We start from the raw sequence: 21,228 nt of genomic DNA on the forward strand, positions 1-21,228 counted from the left end.
CCGGAGGGCGCCTCCTCACACGTTCGGGTGGGCCGGTCGCTCCTGCGGGGACAGAGACCGTCCTACTCTGAGAGTGTCGCTTCGCACGAAGGAGGTCCGCCGTGACACTGACAGCACCTGAGCGTGAGCCGGACACGGCCACTGATGCGCAGGCCATGGCCGCAATGGTGGAGTACGCCTTCGAAGAGCTGAGCGCGGCAGCACCGGAGGGGTGGCGCGTGGAATTGATCGAAGGGGACATCCACGTGGTTCCACCGGCAAACGGCGAGCACGAGACGATTGTGTCGCACCTGGTGCGGCAGGCTGTTCGGCGCAGCCGGGACGGTGCCTTGCTCACCTTCACCGGCATCGGCCTGCGGCTGCCCGGTTCCTCACCGGTCGGGAAGGCCGTCCCGGACCTGGTGATCGCTCCGGAGGGAAGTTTCTCCAGTCCCGAGGAGTATCACGACCCGGCTCCCGTCGTCCTGGTCGGCGAGGTGACGTCACCCTCCACGGGGGACAACGACCGGGGGAAGAAGCTGCGGGGGTACGCCCGGGCGGGGGTGCCCTGCTATCTGCTGGTGGACCGGAAGGCCGGGACGGTCACCGTGTACGGCGAGCCGGCCGAGGGCCGGTACGGCCGGGAGGATTCGGTGCAGTTCTCCGGGAAGATCGCGCTGCCGGACCCCCTGGGCTTCGAGCTCGACACCTCCGCTTTCGCGTTCTGAGGCGCGCCCGCATATCCGGGTCCGCCGTATCCGTGAAAGGAGAAGACCCCCCGACGGCAGGTGGGGGGTCTTCCGCTGCGGACGGCGTTGTCTCAGACGTTGACGCCGAAGTCCTGGGCGATGCCCACCAGGCCGGAGGCGTAGCCCTGGCCGACCGCGCGGAACGACCAGCCGCCGCCGCTGCGGTACAGCTCGCCGAAGACCATGGCGGTCTCGGTGGAAGCGTCCTCGGACAGGTCGTAGCGGGCGATCTCGGCGCCGCCCGTCTGGTTGGTGACGCGGATGTAGGCGTTCCGTACCTGGCCGAAGTTCTGGCCGCGCTCGTCGGCGCTGTGGATCGAGACGGGGATGACGACCCGGTCGACCTCGGCGGGCAGCCCGTCGAGGAAGACCCGGATCTCCTCGTCGTCGCCTTCGCCTTCGCCGGTGAGGTTGTCACCTGCGTGCTGGATGGCCTGGTCGGGGGAGATCAGGTTGTTGTAGAAGATGAAGTGGCGGTCCGAGACGGCCTTGCCGCCGGCGTCCAGTGCGATGGCGCTGGCGTCCAGGTCGAAGTCCGCGCCGGTCGTCGTGCGGACGTCCCAGCCGAGACCGACGGTGACGGCGGTCAGGCCCGGCGCCTCCTTGGTCAGCGAGACATTTCCGCCCTTGGTCAGGCTCACACCCATGTAATACCCCTCTTCGCGTTGGCTCCTGGCCCCGGTTTCCTGGTGAGGAAGTGGGCGGGAACACCCTTGCACGGGATAACGCGGCACGGTGCCGCGCCGTTCCGCACGACCGGATGCCGCACAAATGGGGGTGCGGCGGAGCGGTGGGAGGAGGGACGATGGCAGGTATGCCCGGTCCTTACGTCATCCGTGGCTCGGTCGTCCTGCCGGAGGCCGAGCTTCATTGGCGATTCATGCGCGGCTCGGGGCCCGGCGGTCAGCACGTGAACACCACGGACACCAAGGTGGAGCTGCGCTTCGACGTGGCCGCCACGGAGTCGCTGCCCGCTGTGTGGCGGGAACGGGCCCTGGAGCGGCTCGGCGAACGCCTGGTGGACGGCGTGCTGGTGGTGCGGGCCGGTGAGCACCGTTCCCAGTGGCGCAACCGGGAGACAGCGGCGGCCCGGATGGCCGCGCTGCTGGCGGAAGCCACGGCGCCGCCCCCGAAGCGGCGGCAGGTCCGCAAGATCTCTCGCGGTCTCAACGAGCGCCGGCTGACGGAGAAGAAGCGCCGTGCCGATGTGAAGAAGGGCCGCACGGGCCGCGGCTGGGACTGACGTTTTCCGTCCGCGCACTCGTCAGGTGCGGGCGTGCGGGCAAGGCGGGCGGGTCAGCCGAGTGCGCGGTACCGGCCCCGGAAGTAGGTGAGCGGGCTGCCGTCCGGGGAGGGCAGGCCGACCCGGAGGACGTGGGCCACCACCAGGGTGTGATCACCGGCCGCGACCCGCTGCTCGGTGCGGCACTCCACCGTGGTCAGCGCGCGGTCCAGTAGCGGCGCCCCGGAGATCTCCCCGAGGGTGTGCGCCACCTCCTGGAACAGCAGCCGGTCGCTGAGCCTGCCCTTCATCGCGAACCGGCCGGCCGTCGTCCGCTGTTCCCCGGACAGCAGGGACGCGGCCCACAGGGGCTGCCGTTCGAGCAGCTCGTCCATCCGGGAGCCGGTGCGTACGCTGACCAGGACGAGCGGTGGATCCAGCGACACGGACAGGAACGCGGTCGCGGTCATGCCTGCCGGGGCACCGCGCGGGCCGTCCTCCTCGTCGAAGGCGGTGACGAGCACCACCCCGGCGGCCAGCCGGGCCATCGCGTCACGGAAGGCGCCCTCGCTCACTCCCTGGTCCCCGCTCGCCGGGGCGGGAGCCCGCGGGGAGTCGGTGTTCCCGGCCCGGGTGGGTGGCTGGGTCTGCTCAGTCCTGGAAGACACACCAGGAACGCTATCCGCTGCGCCCGCCGGGCGCATCGGGCCACGGTCGCAGACTGTTGCAGGGGCTCCACGACGAGCGAACCAGCCCGAGGTTGCTGTGACATGAGTCACAGGTGAGAAGGAATCGTTGACCCTGTGTACCTAACGGTCAGCTCCCTGTGATTCAGTGGCCTGTGTATCTGCACGTGCATTCGGCCTGGGGGAGTGATGGAAACGGAGACGGAGACGGAGCCGTACGTCCGACTGGCCTCGCTGCGTGAGCTGCACCAGGCTGTGGCGAGGCTCAGCACCGCGCGGAGCATGGCGGCGACCCTGCAGACCATCGCCGACGGAGCGGTGGAGGCGCTCGAATTCGAGCTCGCCGCGGTGAATCTCGTCTGCCCGGACGGAGACCTGCTGGTCGCCGCTGTGGCCGGCAGCGCTGAGGCGGAGGCCAGCTTGGCCGGCCGCCGCGGGTCCCGCACGTCCTGGGAGAGACGCCTGGCGATGGGCGAGCACTGGGACCGGCTCCGTTTCATCCCCTACACCGAGGGCTGGGTCCTCGACCACGACGACGTCCCGCAGTGGCACGCCACCGGCCCTGCCCCGCGCTACCCGGACGAGTGGCACCCGATGGACCGCCTCTACGCCCCCATGCACGCCTCCGACGGCGAACTGCTGGCCGTACTCGCCGTCGACAAGCCGCGCAACGGCCGCCGTCCCGGCGCCTGGGGCCGCGAAGCGCTCCAGCTCTACGCGTCCCAGGCCGCCATCGCCATCAGCAACGCCCGGTTGCGCGGGAACATGCAGCGGGCACTCGTGCGGCTCGAACGTGAACAGCAGGCGCTCAAGGCCAGCGAGGAGAGTTTCCGACAGGCTTTCGAATACGCCCCCAGCGGGATGGCCATCGCCGAGGTCGGTGGTGAGTACAACGGTCGGCTGACCCGCACCAACGACGCCCTGTGCCGGCTGCTCGACCGGCCCGCCGCCGTGCTCCGCCGGTACAGCTTCACCGATCTGGTGCACCCCGAGGACACGCTGGTGCTGTTGCGGACCTCGGCCGAGGGAGGCCGGGCCGAGCTGCGGCTGGCCCGGCGGGACGGTTCCTATGTGTGGGTCTCGGTGCGCAACTCCGTCGTGGCAGACGCCGCGGACGGTCCGCAGTACCTGCTCACGCATGTTGAGGACATCGAGGAGCGCAAGCGCCATGAGCTGGCACTTGCCCACCGGGCCAGCCACGATTCGCTGACCGGGCTGCCCAACAGCGCGGAGCTGCGCACCCGGCTCGGCAGCCGAATATGCGACCGGCCGGGCACCGAGCGCCCCGCCCGCCGGGCCACGGACGTCTTCGACGGGTTCGGTACTCCGCCTCCGCTCCCCTACGACCATCATGAGCATGTCCGGTCCCCGGAGGATCCCGGCGGTGAGGGCAAGGGCCTCGCCGTCCTGTTCTGCGACCTCGACGGCTTCAAATCGATCAACGACCGCTTCGGGCACAGCTGCGGCGACACGGTGCTCCAGGAGGTGGCCCAGCGGCTCGCCCGGGCGGTGCGGGACAACGACACCGTCGCGCGGCTCGGCGGGGACGAGTTCGTGGTCCTCGCGGACGGTCTCGGCGAGACGGAGGCGGCCGACCTCGCGGTCCGGCTGCGCAACGCGATCATTCCGCCGATCCGGGTCGAGGGCCGGGCCGTCCGGGTCGGAGCCAGCTTCGGTATCGGCTGGGCGGCCTGCGGCATGACCACCGAGGGCGTGCTGGAGTCGGCCGATCAGCGGATGTACCTGGAGAAGCGGTCCCGGTCCCAGGGGCGGCGCAGAGCAAGCTGATCCCCGTCAGGAGGGCGCCGGGCGTTCCGCCGAACGGGGTAGGCTCAGCCTCGTAGGACGAGGGTGGGGATCACTGTGAGGAGCGCACCGGATGAGCTCGGGGAACAACGGCACGGGCACGTCGCCTGAGGGAGGCGACGACCCTTTCGGCTACCTCTACCGGCAGGAGGACGGCCAGGCGGCAGCGCCTGTTCCGCCTGCCTCGTACCACCAGGTCCGGCCGGTCGGGGAGCGCAGCTACGGCGGCCAGCAGGGCGGCTACGGCTACCCGCAGAGCCAGGGCCGGCAGGCTCAGCAGCCCGACACGCACTACGGGGCCCCGGAGACGCAGCCGGGCGGCCCGGGCGGCTACGGCCCGTACGGCAAGGGCGCCGGCAACGGTACCGGTGACGGCGGGCCCGAACCGCGGCGCAACGGCCTGCTGATCGGTGCGATCGCGGTCGTCACCGCAGTGGTGCTCGGGGTGGGTGCCGCGATCCTGTTCAGCAACAACGGTGCGGACGACTCGGCGATCGACAACTCCGGGGCGAGCGCCGGGGTCGACGACGACCAGGACGAGGACACCGACGACCAGGATCAGGACGACGAGGACGACGACGAGGACGAAGAGGACGAGGACGAGGACGAGTTCGCGTACCCGGAAGCGGTACTCGCCGAGCTCGACCGCACGAACGGCGTGCAGCTCGGCAGCGGCCACGTGGAAGGTGCCCGGTCCGACGACGGCACGTACCTCGCGGAGATGGACAACCCGGGAGCAATGGCCAGCTGGTACTTCGACTTCGACGGCCCGCCCGGCGAGTACCGCCTCTACTTCGGCTACTCGGTGGCCGACGATCAGCTGATGAGCTTCGCGGTGAACTCCGACACCGACGCCCGCACCGACCCGATCAACTTCAAGGACTACGTCGGCGACGCGTCGAAACGGAACTGGTACAGCACCTGGAAGCTGGTCAGCCTGCAGGAGGGGGAGAACGTCATCCACCTGGGCTGCGGCACCGAGGACAAGTGCGACGTGCTGGTGGACAAGATAGAGATCACCGAGGTGGACGACCCGCCGGGCTGGGCCGGCTGACGCGCCGCGGGCGCCCCTGCCCGCCCGCCCGCACCCGTCCGCCGCGGGAGCGGGTACGGGGCGGGCAGGGGAGGTCCGCGTTCGCCCGCCCCGTCACACCGCGGGGCTGAGCGGTGGCCCGCTCAGCCACTCGCCCTTGCGCATGACCCCGGCGATCCGGTGGGCCTCGTCGAGCACCACCAGGTCGGCGTCCTTCCCGGCCTCGATCGAGCCGACGGAGTCGGCCAGACCGAGTACCCGGGCGGGCGTGGTGGACAGGGCCTGCACCGCGTCGGTCACCGGCAGGCCGTCCACGGCCACCGCCCGCCGGAAGGCGTCGTCCAGGGTAAGGGTGGAGCCCGCGATGGAGCCGCCCTCGACGAGCCGTGCCACCCCCTCGGTGACCTCGACCTTCATCGGTCCGAGCGGGTAGACGCCGTCGCCCATCCCGGCCGCGCCCATGGCGTCGGTGATGAAGGCGACCCGCCGCGGGCCCGCGTCGCGGAAGGCCAGGCCCAGCACGGCCGGGTGCAGATGGGTGCCGTCATTGATCAACTCGATGGTGATCCGTTCGTCCTCGAGCAGCGCCGGGATGGGCCCCGGGGCGCGGTGGGCGAGCGGCGGCATGGCGTTGAACAGGTGAGTCGCCACGCTCGCACCGGCCTCGATGGCCTCCCGGGTCACCTCGTAGTCCGCGTCGGTGTGCCCGATCGCCGCGATCACGCCCAGCTCGCGCAGCAGCCGCACCGACTCCAGGCCGCCCGCCAGCTCGGGGGCCAGGGTCAGCATGCGGGCGGTGCCCCGTGCGGCGTCGATCAGCTTGCGTACGTCGGCCGGGTCGGGCTCCCGCAGCAGCGAGGGCTCGTGCGCCCCGCACCGGGACGCGGCGATGAACGGACCCTCGAAGTGCAGGCCCGCCAGGTCACCCTGCTCGACGAGCTCGGAAAGCACCCCGGCCTGCCCGGCAAGATCGCTGAGGTCACCGGTGACGGTGGAGGCGATCATGGTCGTGGTGCCGTGGAGCCGGTGGGTGCCGATCACCTTGAGCGCCTCTTCCGCACTCCCCGCCGAGAACGAGGCGCCGCCGCCCCCGTGCACATGCATGTCGACAAAGCCGGGAAGCAGCCAGTGCCCGCTGAGATCGACGGTGCCCGGCTCGTCCGGCCGGCCGGTGACGATCCGGCTGCCTTCGACGGTCACCCGGCCGCCGTCGGCGACACCGGTGGGCAGCACGACTTTCGCCCCGGTCAGCACAGTGCGCCGGTGGGAAGACTTCATCGGTACTCAAACCTCCGCGGAAAGTCGGTCCCAGGCGAGAAGTCCCGCGCCCAGGCATCCGGCGGCGTCCCCGAGCGCCGCCGGGATGATCGTGGGCTGTGCCTGGAAGGTGATCCGGCTGCGCACCGCTTCCCGCAGGGGCACGAGGAGCGTGTCTCCTGCTTCGGCGAGTCCGCCGCCGATGATCACCACTTCCGGGTCGAGCAGGGTGACCGAGAGGATCAGTCCGTCGGCGAGGGCGTCCACGGCCTGCTGCCAGATCTCGCGGGCCCGGGGGTCGCCGGCGGCGACCGCCCGGGCCGCGTCCGCCGAGTTCGCCGCCGGGTCACCGGAGGCGCGTGCCCAGGCGCGGCCGACGGCCGATGCGGAGGCGAGAACTTCGAGACAGCCGCGCTGTCCGCAGCCGCAGGGCGGGCCGCCGGGCCGGACCACGAGGTGCCCGATCTCTCCCGCGCCGTGATGCGCGCCCGGTTCCACCCGCCCCTCGATGCCGATCGCGCCGGCGATGCCGGTGCCCAGCGGAACGAAGAGGAACCGGTCGGCTCCGTTCCCGGCGCCGAGCCGGCCCTCTGCGAGCCCGCCGGCCCGTACATCGTGTCCGAGGGCCACCGGCACCCCCGCGAGACGCTCGTCGAGCAGCCGGCGCAGCGGTACGTCCCGCCAGCCGAGATTGGCGGCGAAGCGGACCACGCCCGCCGCCTCGTCGAGGATGCCCGGCACGACGACGCCCGCGGCGGCCGGGCTCCGGCCGAACCGTTCCCGTCCGAGGGCGCACAACTCCTCGGCGAAGGTGAGCACGCCCTTCAGCACGGCGTCCGGGCCGCCGTTCTGCACGGTGGCCCGCCGGGCTTCGTGCAGCAGTGTGTGATCGCGCCCGATCAGCGCCGCCTTCATGCCGGTGCCGCCGACGTCGAGGGCGAGGACGTACTCCGGCGCGGGCTCGGCCGCCGACGCCTCTTGGTCTTCCCGGAAAGTCACACGGGACAGTCTCGCCCGTAACCGGGTGAGAGGTCTAGTCCAGTGGGTGGAACTGTCGGTACGGATTCCGGAATCGTTACGGAAGGATCACTGAGCGACTCAGGTTGCGCGGCCGGTCAGGGTCCAGTCCGCGGCTCTCAGCGACGGCCACCGCGAGGCGCTGGACGCGCACGAGATCCGCCGTCGGGCAGCCGCCGCCGTGCTCCACCAGGGTGCCCCCGGCCCGCAGCACGTCCGCCGCCGGCCCGTCCGGCGTCGCGTCGAGGAGCCAGACCGCCCGGCCCGGTGCGGTGATCGCGACCGGTCCGTGCCGGTACTCCATGGACGGATACGCCTCAGCCCAGGCTCCGGCCGCCTCCCGCATCTTCAACGCGGCCTCCTGCGCCAGCCCGTACACCCAGCCGCTGCCCAGGAAAGTCCACTGCTCCGCCTCGCCGGCACCCGCGGGTAACGGCCCGCTCAGGGCCCGTTCGGCGTCGGTGGCGGCCTCGGCAACCGTTCGGACCCCGGCCGGCAGCGGGCCGTGCGCCTCCAGTCCGGCCCGCAGCAGCGCCAGCGCGCTGGTGGCGAACCGGGTCTGCACCACCGACTCCTCGTCCGCGTAGTCCAGCACCGCCACCTGCTCGGCCAGCCGGATCACCTCCGCCCCCGGATCGGCGGTCAGCGCGACCAGGGCGGGCCCGGGACCGGCCGCGCGCATCCCCTCAAGGAGCCGCAGCACCTCCGAGGTGGTCCCGGACCGGGTGATCGCGACCACCCGGTCGTACGTGCGGCGCATTGGGAACTCCGACGCCGCGAACGCGTGTGTCTCCCCCTGGCCGGCCTGCTCGCGCAGCGCCGCGTAGGCCTGCGCCATGAACCAGGACGTGCCGCAGCCGGTGACCGCCACCCGCTCGCCGGGCTCCGGCAGCGCGTCGGCCAGGCCGGTCGCGTGCCGCGCGGCCAGCCGCCAGCAGTCGGGCTGGGCGGCGATCTCTCGGGCAGTGCGGGACAGTGCGGCTGCCATGCGGTCAGTCTCCCTCGGCCGGGCGGGTGTTCGGCTGGTGGATCGGTCGGCTGGAATCGGTGCACGGGACGTCGGCAGCAGATCATCTGTCCCGTGCTCCGGGCCACTCCTGTTGCAGAAGCGATACGTGTTCGGCGGGTCATGACCCGCGCACCAGGCGGCACACTGCTGTCCGTCGCGCCAGGCGTGACGCCATGAGCTCCACCCAGCTTGTCGGAAAAGGGAGTGACGAACGTGCGACGTCGCCAGTTCCTCGGCCTGACGGCCGGGCTTGCCGGCGCCGCAGGTCTCTCGGCCTGCGGCAGTGCCGATGCGGGCAGCGGAGAGGTGATCCTCAAACTCGTCGCGGCCGAGTACGGAGACGACTCCGACAGCGGAAGCTCCGAGCGGTACTGGAACGAACTGGCAAAGGAGTTCCGGCAGGAGAACCCCGGCATACGGGTCGACGTCAGCGTGTTCGGCTGGGACGACGTGGACGCGGAAGTGGCCGCCATGGTGAAGGCCGGCCGGGCTCCCGACATCGCGCAGATGGGCTCCTACGCCGACTTCGCCGCGCTGGGCGAGCTCCACCCGGTCGGCGAGATCCTCTCGCTGGCCGTCCAGTCCGACTTCATCCCCGCGCTGGCCGAGGCAGGGGAGTTCCGGCGGGTGCAGTACGGCATCCCCTTCGTGGCCGGCACCCGGCTCTTCTTCTACAACAAGGCGCTGTTCCAGGACGCCGGGCTCGACCCCGACACACCACCGAGGGACTGGGACGAGCTGCGTGACGCTGCCAGGGCCCTGGCCGACGCCGGCGTCCCGGTGCCCTACGGCCTGCCGCTGGGACCGGAGGAGGCGCAGGCCGAGTGCCTGCAGTGGATGCTCGCCGGCGGTGGCCATCTCACCGACAGCAGCGATGTGTACACCATCGACTCCGAGGCCAACATGGAGACGTTCACCTGGCTGCGGGACGAGCTGGTCGGCACGGGCCTCACCGGCGGCGGCGACCCGGCGGCCACCGCCCGCCGGGAGGTTTTCGCCGGCTTCGCCGCCGGCGAGGTCGGGATGCTCAACGGCCACCCTTCCCTGCTGAGGCAGGCGGAGCGCGGCAAGATCGACTACGGCCTGGCGCAGGTGCCGGGCCGGCACGGCCCCACGGAGCGGACCATGGGCGTCGCCGACTGGCTCATGGGCTTCTCCCGCACCGACCACCGCGCAGCGGTGAAAGCATTCCTGGACTTCGTCTACACCACCGAGAACGTGGCGAGCTTCGCCGAGCGTTACGAGCTGCTCCCGGTCACCACCCCGGCCCACCAGGCCATGCTGGAGAGCGAGGACCACGAACGGCTCCGGCCCTTCCTCAGCCAGCTGCCGGGCGCCGTGTCCTACCCGGTGGGCAAGATCTCCTGGGCCGAGGTGGCCGGCGCGCTCAAAACCCGCATCGGCGAGGCGGTGCAGCCCGGCAGCGACATCTCCTATGTCCTGTCCTCCCTGCAGCGGCAGGCCGTGGACGCCGACCTGGCGCACGGATAGCGCCCGGTCCGGTCACCCGCTCCGCCGGGGACGGCCTCCGGCCCGGCTCGTCCCCGGCGGAGCGGGTGACTACGATTCCCGCGTGAGCGACGCGCAGCAGCCCCCGCCCCGCAAGCCGACGGAGCACGGCCTGTCCGACCGGGACCGGGCCGTGCTCGCGGTGGAGCGCCATGGCTGGCCCGGCCCGGGGGCCAAGGAGCGCGCCATACGGGAACGCCTCGGCATCTCACCGACTCGCTACTACCAGCTGCTGAACGCCCTGCTCGACGACCCCGAGGCGCTCGCCCACGACCCCGTCACGGTCAACCGGCTGCGGCGGCTGCGCAGTGCCCGCCGCGCCCACCGCCCCTGACGCCCACCAACCCCGACGCCCACCGCCCAAAGCTCCGGCCGGTGGTCTCTCCCCCGGGGAGCGGAAGGGCCATCACCCGGGCGGACCGCACCCCGCCGAGGGATTCCCGGAAGCCGCCCCCGCCGCCCGGACCCACCAGGGGCCGTCTCCGCGGCCGGATGTGTCCGCAGGTGATGACCGAAACAGCGGCGGCGCGCCGGGCACGCTCCGGTTAGGGTCGGACACATGGGCAGCCTTCCCGAACCGAAAACGGCCGCAGGCACCGCAGGCCTGGCCGCACTGCTCGACCGGCCGGAAAGCGCGCTGGTCGCGCTCGACTACGACGGCACGCTCGCCCCGATCGTGCCCGACCCCGAAAAAGCCCGCGCGCACTCCCAGGCCATGCCCGCCCTGGCGAGGCTGGCCCGGCGGATCGGCGTGGTCGCCGTCATCACGGGACGCTCCGCGGAGGCCGCCGTACGGCTCGGCGGCCTCGACCGGGCCCCCGGGCTCGAAGGGCTCATCGTGCTGGGTGCCTACGGCGCGGAGCGCTGGGACGCGGCCACCGGCGCGCTGCGCACGCCGCCCCCGCACCCCGGGGTGATGTCCGCCCGGGCCGAGCTCCCCGGGCTGGTGCGGGACACCGTGCCCTCGGACCAGGCACACATCGAGGACAAGGGAGTGGCCCTGGCGGTGCACACCCGCCGGGCGGCCGACCCGGCGGGCACCTTCCAGGCGCTCCATGACCCCCTGGACGCCCTGGCCGCCCGGCACGGGCTCACCCTGGAGCCCGGCCGCTTCGTGCTGGAGCTGCGTCCGCCGGGCGCCGACAAGGGCAGGGCTCTCACCGATCTGGTGCGGGAGACCGGCGCCACCTCCGTGCTCTACGCCGGTGACGACCTGGGCGACCTGGCGGCCTTCGACGCGGTCGCCCGGTTGCGGGAGGCCGGCGTGCCGGGTCTGCGGGTGTGCAGCGGCAGCACCGAGGTGGCGGAGCTCGCCGAGGCCGCGGACCTCACGGTGGACGGCCCGGCGGGTGTGGTGGCCCTGCTGACCGCTCTTTCCGTGGCCCTTCCGCCCGAGTGACCCCCAGGCACGCCGGAGCCCCCTGCGCCGACGCCGGTGCGGGGGGCTCGGAGCGGCTCGGTGCCGGGCTCAGCTGTTGCGCAGGGCGTTGAGCTGGGCGAGGAACCAGGCTTTCGGAGGCAGCGCGGTGGCCGAGGAGGCGAGGCGCTTGGTGCGCTCCGCCCGCTCGCCCGGATCCATGGTCAGCCCTTCGTGCAGCGCGCGGGCGGTGCCCGCGATGTCGTACGGATTGACCACCAGCGCGTCGTCCCCCAGCTCGGCCCAGGCGCCGGCCTCCCGGGACAGCACCAGCGCGCAGCCCTCCTCGGACAGCACCGGCACCTCCTTGGCAACCAGGTTCATGCCGTCCCGGATCGGGTTGACCAGGGCGACGTCGGCGAGCCGGTAGGACGCCAGGGACCGGGCGAAGTCGTCCTTCACGTGCAGCACCACCGGCGTCCAGCCCTCCTGGCCGAACGTGGTGTTGATCTCGTCGGCGACCCGGGCCACCTCCGCGGTGTAGTCGCGGTAGACCTCCAGATCCTGCCGTGAAGGGTAGGCGAAGGCGACGTGCACCACCCGGCCGAGCCACTCGGGGCGGTCCTCCAGCAGCCGCCGGTAGGCCAGCAGGCCCCGGACTATGTTCTTGGAGAGCTCGGTGCGGTCCACCCGGACGATCGTGCGGCGCGGGCTGCCGTCCGGTGCGGTCCCGACCTGCTCGCGCAGGTCGGCCAGCCGCTCGGCCACGTCGGGCCGGGCCGCCCGCTCCCGCAGGAACTCGGCGTCCGCTCCCAGACCGTGCACCCCGATCCGGGTGCTCCGGCCCTCGTGCGTGACCTGGAGCTCGTGCCCGTGGTCGCTGACCTCCGCGCCCAGCAGCTCGTGGCAGGAGCTGACGAACGCCTCCGCCCAGCGCCAGGTCAGGAACGCCGCCCGGTCGCCGCCGAGGATGCCGAGCAGAACTGCCCGGGCGATCTCGTCCGGCAGTACCCGGAAGCTGTCCACCGGCGCCCAGGGGGTGTGCGAGAAGTGCCCGATCCGCAGATCGGGGCGGCGTTCCCGCAGCAGCCCGGGCACCAGGGCGAGGTGGTAGTCCTGGACCAGCACCAGCGCGCCCTCGGCGGCCTCCTCGGCCAGCGCGTCGGCGAAGGCCGCGTTGTACGCCTCGTACTCCGCCCACTGGGCCTCGAAGCCGCGGTCGAAGACCGGCTCCACCGGTGTCCGGTACAGCAGATGGTGCACGAACCACAGCACGGAGTTGGCGATGCCGTTGTACGCGGCGTCGAAGGTGGCGGCCGGGATGTCGAGCATCCGCACGGCCTGCCCGCCGGTGTCGGCCGGGTCCAGCGGCCCCGCGGCACGGCGCGTGGCCTCCCGGTCGTCCTCGCTGAGGGCCGCGCAGACCCATGTCCCGGCGCCCGGACCCAGGGCGCTCAGCCCGGACACCAGCCCGCCCCCGCCCCGCCGGGCGGTGAGCGTGCCGTCCGCGGACCGGCTGAAGCTCACCGGGCCGCGATTGGACGCGACCAGAACCTGTACCGGCCGGCCCTGCGCGCCCGGCGCGGAGCCGTTCGCGTGCTGTTGCTGCTCAGAGACCATGCGCGGAGCTTAGCCACCGGCTCACCCGGTCAAACGTGTGACCGGTCACGTCTCCCCCGCCGGGTGTCCGCCACCCCGCAGGCTCCGGGCGGTGCCCGCGCCCCGCCCGCATTCCGGACCCGTCGCTGTCCGCGATCCGGGCAGCACCGGGTCCCGGAAGGCCGGACGCACGGACGGGCCGGGGGTCAGGCCGCCCGGCCTGCCGCCGACGCCCGCCGGGCGGCGCGCGCGGCGGCGTACTCCGGCACCGTGACCAGCGGGGGTCGTTCCACGGTGTCCACCGGGTGGTCGCAGGGGTCGAAGCCGCCCTCCGGGCCGCGCTCGAACTGGGTGATCCGGGCCCGTACCGGCGCGCTGCCGTCCAGCCGGGCCTGTGCGGTGCGGTATATCGCGGCGGCCATCCGGCCCAGCGCCTGCCCGTCCTGGTGCCGGTGCCGGCGCACCCCGACGTCGACCTGGGCCAGTGCGTCCAGGCCGGCCAGCCGCAGCGTGTCGACGAGCAGCCCTATCTCGACCCCGTACCCGACGGGGAATCGCAGCTGCTCCAGCAGCGAACGGCGGGCCGCGTACTCACCGCCCAGTGGCTGCACCACGCCGGCCAGCTCCGGCCAGTGCAGATTCAGCAGCGGCCGGGCCACCAGCTCGGTCACCCGCCCGCCCTGGCCCGCCCCGGAACCGGTGCCGTGCTCCAGCGGCCGGTCGTACATGGCCTTGACCATCTGCACCTCCTGCTCGAGGAGCAGCGGGCCCAGGATGCCGGAGACGAACCGGGAGTCGAACTCCCGCAGATCCGCGTCGACGAAGCAGATGATCTCGCCGTGGGCGGCGAACAGGGACCGCCACAGCACTTCGCCCTTGCCCGGCAGCGCGGGCAGCCGGGGCAGGATCTCGTCGCGGTGGACGACCTTGGCGCCGGCCGCGGCGGCGGCCTCCGCGGTGCGGTCGGTGGAGCCGGAGTCCAGCACCAGCAGCTCGTCGACCAGCGGCACCTCCTCCATCAGGTCCCGGCGGATCGTCTCCACGATCGCGCCGACGGTGGGCTCCTCGTTGAGAGCGGGGAGGACCACGCTGACGCTGCCCGCCGCGCCGGCCGCCCGCTTCGCGGCCAGCAGACGCGACATCGGGCGGTCGGCGGCGGCCGAGGACCGCAGGCGCAGCCACTTCTCTGCCTCTTCCAGCACGGATCGCTCCTCGGTGTCTCGGGAATCGGACGGCTCCGTCCCCTCCCGGGGCCGTCCGTTACAGTCTGGACAGTGCATGCGGCCCCAACAAATCGGGGACGTTGCAAATAATCGAAAACAGCTCATCCAGAGGGGCAGAGGGAACGGCCCGAAGAAGCCCCGGCAACCCTCCCGCCGGTCTCGCAGCAAGGAAGCGAGGCTCCCGGTGGGGAAGGTGCCAAATCCGTCCTGCGGCGAAAGCCGTCGCAGGGAAGATGAGGAGAAGAGGGCCTCGCGCATGTCCGTGCTCACCGCACCCACCACCGATTCAGCTGCCCGTTCCGTGGATCTCGGTCCGGCCTCGGCGCTCTCCTGCCGGGAGTGCGGGCAGCGCTTCGCGCTCGGCCCGGTCTTCGCTTGTGCGGAGTGTTTCGGCCCGCTGGAAATCGCCTACGACTTCCCGGCCGGCGACCCGGAGGGCCTCCGCAAGCGGATCGAGGCCGGCCCGAACAGCATCTGGCGCTACGCCCCGCTGCTGCCGGTACCGGCGGACGTCGCCGGGAAGCCGAACCTGAACCCCGGCTGCACCCCGCTGGTCCGTGCCGACCGGCTGGCCGCCGAGCTCGGCATCACCGGGGCCCTGCACGTCAAGGACGACTCGGCCAACCCGACCCACTCGTTCAAGGACCGCGTCGTCGCGAACGCGGTGGAGGCCGCCCGCGCCTTCGGGTTCACCACGCTGTCCTGCTCTTCCACCGGCAACCTGGCCGGTGCGGTCGGCGCGGCGGCGGCGCGCGCCGGGCTGCGTTCCTGCGTGTTCATTCCGCATGACCTGGAGCAGGGCAAGGTCGTCATGGCGGCGGTGTACGGCGGCGAGGTCGTCGGCATCGAGGGGAACTACGACGATGTCAACCGCTTCTGCAGCGAGCTCATCGGTGACCCGGCGGGCGAGGGCTGGGGCTTCGTCAACGTCAACCTCCGCCCGTACTACGCGGAGGGTTCCAAGACCCTCGCCTACGAGATCTGCGAGCAGCTGGGCTGGCAGCTGCCGGACCAGCTGGTCATCCCGATCGCTTCCGGCTCTCAGCTCACCAAGATCGACAAAGGTCTGCGGGAGCTGATCGACCTCGGGCTGGTCGAGGACAAGCCGTACAAGATCTTCGGGGCCCAGGCCGAGGGCTGCTCCCCGGTGTCCCAGGCGTTCAAGGGCGGGCACGACGTGATCCGCCCGGTCAAGCCGGACACGATCGCCAAGTCGCTGGCGATCGGCAACCCGGCCGACGGCCCCTACGTCCTGGACATCACGCGGCGCACCGGCGGTGCGGTCGAGGACGTCACGGATGAGCAGGTGGTGGACGCCATCAAGCTGCTGGCGCGGACCGAGGGCATATTCGCCGAGACCGCGGGCGGGGTGACCGTGGGCGTGACCCGGAAGCTGATCGAGGCCGGTGCCCTCGACCCGTCGCTGACCACCGTCGTGCTCAACACCGGCGACGGCCTGAAGACCCTGGACGCGGTGGCCCCGACCACAGGCCCGTCCGCGATCATCCGCCCGAACCTGGAATCGTTCCGAGAGGCTGGCCTGGCATGAGCGTAACTGTCCGGATCCCGACCATTCTTCGTACCTACACCGACGGCAGGGCCGAGGTGGCCGCCGAGGGCACCACGCTCGCCGAGGTGCTGGCCGACCTGGAGAAGAACCACACCGGGATCAGTGCCCGGGTACTGGACGACGGCGGCAAGCTGCGCCGCTTCGTCAATGTGTACGTGAACGACGATGACGTGCGCTTTTCCGAAGGCCTGGAGACGAAGACGCCGGACGGTGCCGGTGTTTCCATCATCCCCGCGGTGGCCGGAGGCTGATCCTCCGCTTTCGTCGCCCGCTGTATTGTGGGCCGGCTTTGCGCCCTCAGAACCGGACCGCCCCGAGACAGGAGCCTCGGGGCGGTTCGGTGCTGAGCGGGCGATAGAGTGGCGGAACCGGGCCCTTCGGCCGTGCCGGCCGCATATGAATGAGCGTTACTTCGCGCCTATTTTCGACGCACGATGTGTCGGATTGGTGCACTTTGTCGCGCCGCAAAACTCCCGATGTGGCGGCAGTTCAGCCCTTTCGTCCGTTTCGGCGTTTCCAGAATTCTCACCCGCCTGGCCTGTTGCAGAGGGCGTTTGGACAGATACATTCAGCGGCGGTCGACGCGTTCCGGCGCACGCCCCCAACGTCCGGGGGCGAGGTCTGAGGGCCGACCCGGGCCGTGAAGTGCGGTCTCGTGACAGGGCCGGCAATAGGGGAGTTTGGAAATGGCTCAGGGCACCGTCAAGTGGTTCAACGCGGAGAAGGGATACGGCTTCATCGCGGTCGACGGTGGTGCGGACGTGTTCGTCCACTACAGCGCGATCCAGATGGACGGCTATCGCACTCTGGAAGAAGGACAGCGGGTCGAGTTCGAGATCTCGCAGGGGCAGAAGGGTCCGCAGGCCGACATGGTCCGGGTGAGTGCCTGAACAGCACCACGTCATCACGCAGACCACATCAGGGCCCGCTCTCCCCGGCACGGGGCAGGCGGGCCCTGAAGCGTGCCCGGCCCGGCGGCCAGCCGCCCCTGCCCCCTGCCCCTGCCGCGTACGCCCGGCTCCAGCGGGGGCGGCGCTCGCCCGGGGCTCGCGCGCACCCCTCCGGATCCGGCCGTCCCGGGTGCTTCCTCCCGCGCCGTGCCACCTCCGGGCGCTTGCACTCTCGGGCCCCGAGTGCTAATCATGGCGTTAGCACTCTGCGGGTGAGAGTGACAGAAACAGGACCGGGTCGGTGAGGCCCGCAGGCCGGACGGAGCAAGGAACCGTCAGGCCGTGGGCCGTCCGTCGCGGGCGCCAGCGCGGTCCGGAGCAATCCACCCCGTATCCGGGAGGACCACTTCACATGGCCAAAATGATCGCGTTCGACGAGGAGGCACGGCGCGGCCTCGAGCGGGGGATGAACCAGCTCGCCGACGCCGTCAAGGTCACGCTCGGCCCCAAGGGCCGCAACGTCGTCCTCGAGAAGAAGTGGGGAGCCCCCACGATCACCAACGATGGTGTGTCCATCGCCAAGGAGATCGAGCTGGAGGACCCCTACGAGAAGATCGGCGCCGAGCTGGTCAAGGAGGTCGCGAAGAAGACGGACGACGTCGCCGGTGACGGCACGACGACCGCGACCGTCCTGGCGCAGGCGCTGGTCCGCGAGGGCCTGCGCAACGTTGCCGCCGGCGCCAACCCGATGGCCCTGAAGCGGGGCATCGAGGCCGCCGTCGAGCGGGTGTCCGAAGCCCTCCTGGACCAGGCCAAGGAGGTGGAGACCAAGGAGCAGATCGCCTCCACCGCCTCCATCTCGGCCGGCGACCCCCAGATCGGCGAGCTCATCGCCGAGGCCATGGACAAGGTCGGCAAGGAAGGCGTCATCACCGTCGAGGAGTCGCAGACCTTCGGGCTCGAGCTCGAGCTCACCGAGGGCATGCGCTTCGACAAGGGTTACATCTCGGCCTACTTCGCCACCGACATGGAGCGCATGGAGGCGGAGCTCGAGGACCCCTACATCCTCATCGTCAACTCCAAGATCGGCAACGTGAAGGACCTCCTTCCGCTGCTCGAGAAGGTCATGCAGTCCGGCAAGCCGCTGCTGATCATCGCGGAGGACGTCGAGGGCGAGGCGCTGTCCACGCTCGTCGTCAACAAGATCCGTGGCACCTTCAAGTCCGTGGCCGTCAAGGCCCCCGGCTTCGGTGACCGCCGCAAGGCCATGCTCGGTGACATCGCCATCCTCACCGGTGGTCAGGTCATCTCCGAGGAGGTCGGCCTCAAGCTCGAGACCGCCGGTCTCGACCTGCTGGGCCGCGCCCGCAAGGTCGTCATCACCAAGGACGAGACCACCATCGTCGACGGCTCCGGCGACAGCGAGCAGGTCCAGGGCCGGGTCAACCAGATCCGCGCCGAGATCGACAACTCCGACTCGGACTACGACCGCGAGAAGCTCCAGGAGCGTCTCGCGAAGCTGGCCGGCGGCGTGGCCGTCATCAAGGCCGGCGCCGCCACCGAGGTGGAGCTCAAGGAGCGCAAGCACCGCATCGAGGACGCGGTGCGCAACGCCAAGGCCGCCGTCGAGGAGGGCATCGTCGCCGGTGGTGGCGTGGCTCTGCTGCAGGCTTCCGCGGTCTTCGACAAGCTGGACCTCGAAGGTGACGAGGCCACCGGTGCGGCGGCCGTCAAGCTGTCCCTGGAGGCCCCGCTCAAGCAGATCGCGGTCAACGCCGGCCTTGAGGGCGGTGTCGTGGTGGAGAAGGTGCGCAACCTGACCCCGGGCCACGGCCTGAACGCCGCGACCGGCGAGTACACCGACATGCTGGCCGCGGGCATCATCGACCCGGCCAAGGTGACGCGCTCCGCGCTGCAGAACGCCGCGTCCATCGCGGCGCTCTTCCTCACCACCGAGGCTGTCATCGCCGACAAGCCGGAGAAGGCCGGGGCCGGCGCCCCGGACCCGACCGGTGGCATGGGCGGTGGCATGGACTTCTGACCCCACCCGGGTCGGCGGTCCGCGCCACGCAGTACCGCGAAGGGCGGCACTCCTCCCGGAGTGCCGCCCTTCCGCGCGCCCGGGATCCGTCACGCCGTGCGGCGGCCGGGCTCAGGCGGCGTATTCGGTGAGGTCGATGGCGTGGACGCGCAGCGGGAAGCCGTACACCGGGTGCTCGGTCTCGCGCTCCGGGGTCATGCCGAGCTTCCGCATCACGTTCTCGGAAGCGTCGTTGCCGATGCGGGCGATGCTGACGAGCCGGTCGAGGCCGCGATCCTGGAGTGCGAACTCCATCGCGGCGTGCGCGGCTTCGGACGCGTAGCCCTGGCCCCAGAACTGCGGGGCGAGCCGCCAGCCGATTTCGACGGCAGGCAGCACCTCGGGCAGGAACTCGGGGACGGACAGGCCGGTGAAGCCGGCCAGTTCACCCGAGGCCAGGACCTCCACGGCGAAGAGGCCGAAGCCCTCGTCGTCCCACTCCTCCTCCCATTGTTCGATGGAGGCCGCGGTGGCGTTCAGGTTCTGGACCGAGCCGTCACCGATCCACTCCATGACCTGCGGGTCCGCGTTGATCTCGGCCATCGGGGCCAGGTCGTCATCGCGCCAGCGCCGGAGGATGAGGCGCGGAGTCTGTATCTCGGTCATGCCCCCATCCTCCCGGCAAGGAGGGCCGCGGCGTTAATCTGCCGGGCCCGGCGGCAGGCGGTCAGCGCTCGCGGGTGGCGGTGACCAGCCAGGCGGAGCCGCGCAGCCGGACGCCGTCGGCCGCCTCGTGCGGGCGGAGCGCGTGGAGGAGTGACATCCGGACCTGGTCGGCGGCCTCCGCTCCGGCTCCGGCCAGGAAGGAGCGGCTGGGGCCGGAGGCGAGCATGAAGTCTGCGGCGTCCGCCGCGTCCCGGCCCCAGAGCGTGGGCGTTTCGACGGGTTCGGCCGACACCTCGGCGAAGCCGGCTTCCGTCAGGACACCGTGGATCCGCTCCGGGTCGGCGAGGGAGAACATGCCCGGGGCGTCGGCGGCGCCCAGGTCAGGGGCAGGCACATGGCTGTTCATGGCGGAGAGCACCTGGACCCATTCGTTGCGCCGCGGGTCGGCCATGCACACGAAGGTGAGCCGGCCGCCCGGCCGCAGCGCCCGCCCGATGTTGGCGAACGCGACGACGGGGTCGGCGAAGAACATGATCCCGAACCGGCTCAGCGCCACGTCGAAGCCGGCCGAGGGGAGCGGGTGCACCTGGGCGTCCCCCTGCTCGAAGGTCACGTTGCCGAGCCCTTCCTCCTGCGCGCGGGCGGTGGCACGCTCCAGCATCGGGCCCGACAGGTCCAGGCCGCTGGCGCTGCCCTGCGCTGCCTGCCGGGCGGCCAGCCGGGTGATCTGCCCGGCGCCGCAGCCGATGTCCAGAACCCTGTCGTGCTCCCGGATGCCGGCCGCGCGGAGCAGCGGCTCGTTGAACCCGGCGTTGACGGCGTTCCAACGGTCCTGGTGCTCGGTCCAGTGGCGCCCCTCGTAGCCGTTCCAGGCCTGGGCCTGCCCGGTGTTGACGATCTGGTGCATGGTGAGCCTCCTGTTCCGGAGCGGACTCCGGACGCTAGTATGGGCGAGTGCCCATACAGTATGGGCGAGTGCCCATACTTGCAAGGGGAGAACGATGTCACCGCGTGGCGTGGCGATCACGGACATCCGGCAGCGGCTGTTCGAAGCGGCTGAACGCCTGCTGGTGCGCGAGGGCGCCGCAGGCCTGACCAACCGGGCCATCGCCGAGGAGGCGGGCTGCTCCAAGGGCGTGCTCTACAACCACTTCGCCGACCTGGACGACTTCGCCGCACAGCTGGTCCTCAACCTGTTCGCGGAGGCTGCCGAGAGCGTCCGGGAACTGCCCGGGCGCGTGGGCCGGGACACGGTGGCCGGAAACGTCGGCGCCGTCGCGCTGGTGCTCCTGCGTCCGCAGGCTCCGGCCGTCGCCGCGCTCGCGCTCACCCGGGCCACGGTGTCCTCGCGGGTCCGGCAGGCCATGGCGGACGGCGCTCCGGGGCTCCCCACCGTGGAGGCCGCGCTGGCCACCTATCTGGAGGCGGAGAAGGAGCGGGGCCGCGTCCCGGAGGTGGCCGATTCACAGGCCCTGGCGCTCGCCGTCACGGGTACCGCGCACCACCTGATCATGACCGCCTGGGACGGTGCGCCGGATCCGCGCGCACGGATCACACAGCTCGTCGGTGCCCTTTTCCCGCAGTAGGCGCCCGGCCGTCCGGCCCTGAGGACCGGCCCCGGGACGGCCCCCGTCCC

General features: G+C 71.7%; 21 protein-coding genes and 1 riboswitch. Of the genes, 12 read left to right on the forward strand and 9 right to left on the reverse strand.

Annotated elements, in window-relative coordinates:
• The first annotated feature begins 101 nt into the window (after positions 1-101).
• Positions 102-707: a Uma2 family endonuclease gene (locus PJ985_RS10685; protein ID WP_271683413.1), complete on the forward strand. Its 606-nt coding sequence runs from the start codon at positions 102-104 to the stop codon at positions 705-707.
• A 92-nt stretch (positions 708-799) separates the two neighbouring features.
• On the opposite strand, the gene PJ985_RS10690 is transcribed toward PJ985_RS10685, so the two are convergent.
• A complete protein-coding gene (locus PJ985_RS10690; RefSeq protein ID WP_271683414.1) occupies positions 800-1,375 on the reverse strand; it encodes a TerD family protein in 576 nt (191 codons plus the stop codon).
• A gap of 158 nt (positions 1,376-1,533) precedes the next feature.
• Here PJ985_RS10690 and arfB point away from each other — a divergent pair, with 158 nt between their 5' ends.
• Positions 1,534-1,971, forward strand: coding sequence for an alternative ribosome rescue aminoacyl-tRNA hydrolase ArfB (gene arfB, locus PJ985_RS10695; protein WP_271683415.1), 438 nt, complete (start codon positions 1,534-1,536; stop codon positions 1,969-1,971).
• Positions 1,972-2,024: 53 nt separating this feature from the next.
• On the opposite strand, the gene PJ985_RS10700 is transcribed toward arfB, so the two are convergent.
• Positions 2,025-2,525 (reverse strand): flavin reductase family protein, encoded by a 501-nt coding sequence (locus PJ985_RS10700; RefSeq protein ID WP_271683549.1) that lies wholly within the window; start codon positions 2,523-2,525, stop codon positions 2,025-2,027.
• Positions 2,526-2,825: 300 nt separating this feature from the next.
• Here PJ985_RS10700 and cdgB point away from each other — a divergent pair, with 300 nt between their 5' ends.
• A complete protein-coding gene (gene cdgB, locus PJ985_RS10705; protein WP_271683416.1) occupies positions 2,826-4,424 on the forward strand; it encodes a diguanylate cyclase CdgB in 1,599 nt (532 codons plus the stop codon).
• 91 nt (positions 4,425-4,515) lie between these two features.
• Positions 4,516-5,496 carry a hypothetical protein gene (locus PJ985_RS10710; protein WP_271683417.1) on the forward strand — a complete coding sequence of 327 codons (981 nt, stop codon included), beginning with the start codon at positions 4,516-4,518 and terminating at the stop codon, positions 5,494-5,496.
• A gap of 93 nt (positions 5,497-5,589) precedes the next feature.
• Here the strand turns inward: PJ985_RS10710 and nagA are convergent, their stop codons facing one another.
• The 3 genes from nagA to PJ985_RS10725 form a co-directional block, all read right to left on the reverse strand.
• Positions 5,590-6,753: an N-acetylglucosamine-6-phosphate deacetylase gene (gene nagA / locus PJ985_RS10715; protein WP_271683418.1), complete on the reverse strand. Its 1,164-nt coding sequence runs from the start codon at positions 6,751-6,753 to the stop codon at positions 5,590-5,592.
• A gap of 6 nt (positions 6,754-6,759) precedes the next feature.
• Complete coding sequence (locus PJ985_RS10720) at positions 6,760-7,731, reverse strand: ROK family protein (RefSeq protein ID WP_271683419.1); 972 nt, start codon at positions 7,729-7,731, stop codon at positions 6,760-6,762.
• Between the two features lie 76 nt (positions 7,732-7,807).
• Positions 7,808-8,737, reverse strand: a complete 930-nt coding sequence (locus PJ985_RS10725; RefSeq protein WP_271683420.1) for an SIS domain-containing protein — start codon at positions 8,735-8,737, stop codon at positions 7,808-7,810.
• A 234-nt stretch (positions 8,738-8,971) separates the two neighbouring features.
• Here PJ985_RS10725 and PJ985_RS10730 point away from each other — a divergent pair, with 234 nt between their 5' ends.
• The 3 genes from PJ985_RS10730 (at position 8,972) to otsB (ending at position 11,666) form a co-directional block, all read left to right on the forward strand.
• The gene (locus tag PJ985_RS10730; protein WP_271683421.1) at positions 8,972-10,249 is read left to right on the forward strand and encodes an ABC transporter substrate-binding protein; all 1,278 of its coding nucleotides are present in this window, start codon (positions 8,972-8,974) and stop codon (positions 10,247-10,249) included.
• A gap of 82 nt (positions 10,250-10,331) precedes the next feature.
• Positions 10,332-10,601 carry a DUF3263 domain-containing protein gene (locus PJ985_RS10735; protein ID WP_271683422.1) on the forward strand — a complete coding sequence of 90 codons (270 nt, stop codon included), beginning with the start codon at positions 10,332-10,334 and terminating at the stop codon, positions 10,599-10,601.
• A 225-nt stretch (positions 10,602-10,826) separates the two neighbouring features.
• Entirely contained in the window at positions 10,827-11,666 is an 840-nt protein-coding gene (otsB, locus tag PJ985_RS10740) for a trehalose-phosphatase (protein ID WP_271683423.1), read from the forward strand.
• A 69-nt stretch (positions 11,667-11,735) separates the two neighbouring features.
• Here the strand turns inward: otsB and PJ985_RS10745 are convergent, their stop codons facing one another.
• Positions 11,736-13,244 (reverse strand): alpha,alpha-trehalose-phosphate synthase (UDP-forming), encoded by a 1,509-nt coding sequence (locus tag PJ985_RS10745; RefSeq protein WP_271683424.1) that lies wholly within the window; start codon positions 13,242-13,244, stop codon positions 11,736-11,738.
• Positions 13,245-13,429: 185 nt separating this feature from the next.
• A complete protein-coding gene (locus PJ985_RS10750) occupies positions 13,430-14,425 on the reverse strand; it encodes a glucosyl-3-phosphoglycerate synthase (RefSeq protein ID WP_271683425.1) in 996 nt (331 codons plus the stop codon).
• A 119-nt stretch (positions 14,426-14,544) separates the two neighbouring features.
• Positions 14,545-14,686, forward strand: a riboswitch (SAM riboswitch).
• Positions 14,687-14,702: 16 nt separating this feature from the next.
• On the opposite strand from PJ985_RS10750, the gene thrC reads away from it, so the two are divergent.
• From thrC to groL, 4 genes are all read left to right on the forward strand, one after another.
• Positions 14,703-15,995: a threonine synthase gene (gene thrC, locus PJ985_RS10755; RefSeq protein WP_271683426.1), complete on the forward strand. Its 1,293-nt coding sequence runs from the start codon at positions 14,703-14,705 to the stop codon at positions 15,993-15,995.
• Positions 15,992-16,267 (forward strand): MoaD/ThiS family protein, encoded by a 276-nt coding sequence (locus tag PJ985_RS10760; RefSeq protein ID WP_271683427.1) that lies wholly within the window; start codon positions 15,992-15,994, stop codon positions 16,265-16,267. The genes thrC and PJ985_RS10760 overlap by 4 nt, the downstream gene beginning before the upstream one ends.
• Before the next feature lie 435 nt (positions 16,268-16,702).
• Complete coding sequence (locus tag PJ985_RS10765) at positions 16,703-16,906, forward strand: cold-shock protein (protein WP_010035953.1); 204 nt, start codon at positions 16,703-16,705, stop codon at positions 16,904-16,906.
• 412 nt (positions 16,907-17,318) lie between these two features.
• Positions 17,319-18,947: a chaperonin GroEL gene (gene groL / locus PJ985_RS10770; protein WP_271683428.1), complete on the forward strand. Its 1,629-nt coding sequence runs from the start codon at positions 17,319-17,321 to the stop codon at positions 18,945-18,947.
• A gap of 111 nt (positions 18,948-19,058) precedes the next feature.
• On the opposite strand, the gene PJ985_RS10775 is transcribed toward groL, so the two are convergent.
• Together PJ985_RS10775 and PJ985_RS10780 are read right to left on the reverse strand one after the other, a co-directional pair.
• Positions 19,059-19,592 carry a GNAT family N-acetyltransferase gene (locus PJ985_RS10775; RefSeq protein ID WP_271683429.1) on the reverse strand — a complete coding sequence of 178 codons (534 nt, stop codon included), beginning with the start codon at positions 19,590-19,592 and terminating at the stop codon, positions 19,059-19,061.
• A gap of 61 nt (positions 19,593-19,653) precedes the next feature.
• On the reverse strand, positions 19,654-20,499 hold the full coding sequence (locus tag PJ985_RS10780) for a class I SAM-dependent methyltransferase (protein WP_271683430.1): 846 nt from the start codon (positions 20,497-20,499) through the stop codon (positions 19,654-19,656).
• A gap of 109 nt (positions 20,500-20,608) precedes the next feature.
• Between PJ985_RS10780 and PJ985_RS10785 the strand changes: the two genes are divergently transcribed.
• On the forward strand, positions 20,609-21,178 hold the full coding sequence (locus PJ985_RS10785; RefSeq protein ID WP_271683431.1) for a TetR/AcrR family transcriptional regulator: 570 nt from the start codon (positions 20,609-20,611) through the stop codon (positions 21,176-21,178).
• Positions 21,179-21,228 lie beyond the last annotated feature (50 nt).

This window comes from Streptomyces sp. ACA25 (assembly GCF_028200735.1).
GTDB lineage: Bacteria > Actinomycetota > Actinomycetes > Streptomycetales > Streptomycetaceae > Streptomyces.